Origin of the sequence: Methylobacterium sp. WL103, assembly GCF_008039885.1 — a bacterium.
GTDB lineage: Bacteria > Pseudomonadota > Alphaproteobacteria > Rhizobiales > Beijerinckiaceae > Methylobacterium > Methylobacterium cerastii.
In genome coordinates this window covers 1-1,266 of sequence record NZ_VRUX01000893.1, presented here as the reverse complement: position 1 = coordinate 1,266, position 1,266 = coordinate 1, and the positions used below count along the sequence as shown (strand labels likewise).

Here is a 1,266-nt window from a genome sequence, read left to right as displayed (position 1 = left end):
GCGCCGTCCCGCACGCCGGACCGCGAGCCGCCGCCCACCGAGCTCAAGGCGCAGGACCGCAAGCCCTCCACCAGCCAGCCCGCCGCCGGCCTGAACGAGCTCTACGAGCGTTTGCGCGACGCCGGGGACGACGTCGAGGCCAAGGGCGTCGCGACCCTGATCGAGCGGCGCCTCGACCGGTCCGGCAGCGCCACCGTCGACCTCCTCACCGACCGCGCCCGCCAGGCGATGACCACGCAGGATTTCGCGCTGGCCGCCGAGCTGATGGATCGCGTCACCGCGATCGAGCCGGCCTGGTCCGAGGGCTGGAACCGCCGCGCGACGGTGTTCTGGCTGCTCACCGACAAGAGCACGGCGATCGCCGACCTGCAGCGCGCCCTGATCCTGGAGCCGCGCCACTTCGAGGCCTGGGCGGCGCTCGGACGGATCTACCTGTCGATGGACGACAAGGTGCGGGCGATGAACGCCTACCGCCGCGCGCTCGCGATCTATCCCCGCATGCCGAAGCTCAAGGACGCGATGGAGCGTCTTTCGCCCGAGGTGGACGGTCGCGACCTGTGAAGGCCGTGCTCCCCGTGCTCGCGGGCCTGTTCGGCCTCGTGGCCGCCCTCGTCGGCGCCGTGCTCGGCGCGGGCGCGGTGGCGACCCTGATCATCACCGCCCGCATCTCGGCGCAGCATCCGCCGGAAGGGCCGTTCGTCGCGGTTCGCGGCGGCCGCCTCGCCACGATCCAGGCCGGCCCCGAGACCGGGGCCCGCGCCACGATCGTGCTGCTGCACGGGGCTTCGGCCAACGCCTCCGACCCGATGGAGGGCGTCGGGCGGACGCTCGCCGCACAGGGTTTTCGCGTCGTCGCCTTCGACCGGCCGGGCTTCGGCTGGAGCGACCGGCTCTCCGGCGAGGCCGCCGCCGCCCCGGCGGTCCAGGGCGCGGCCATCGCCGAGGCGCTGGCGCGGATGGAGATCGGCCCGGCGATCGTGCTCGGCCATTCCTGGGCCGGCGCTCTGGCGCTCAGCCTCGCCCTCGACCATCCCGAGCGCGTCTCCGGGCTGGTGCTGGTCGCGCCGGTGGCGCTGCCGTTCCGCGAGGCGCGGACGCCGCCGTGGTACTGGCGCCTCGCGCTGCAGCCGCCGGTGGCGTGGCTGCTGAGCCGGACGCTTGGCCCGCCGCTCGGCCTGCGCTTCCTCGAGCCGGCGGCGCGCAACGTCTTCCAGCCGCAGCCGGTGGCGGAGGGCTACGTCGAGCGCAGCCGCGCCGCCCTGGTCC

At 75.0% G+C, this 1,266-nt stretch carries 2 protein-coding genes; both read left to right on the top strand.

All coding sequences use genetic code 11. From position 1 onward, the window contains the following. On the top strand, positions 1–561 hold a 561-nt coding region (locus FV222_RS26505; protein ID WP_246685686.1), incomplete at its 5' end, for a tetratricopeptide repeat protein. Further along, positions 558–1,266: alpha/beta fold hydrolase (locus FV222_RS26500; protein WP_147816096.1), on the top strand; the 709-nt coding region annotated here is incomplete at its 3' end. The genes FV222_RS26505 and FV222_RS26500, both read left to right, overlap by 4 nt.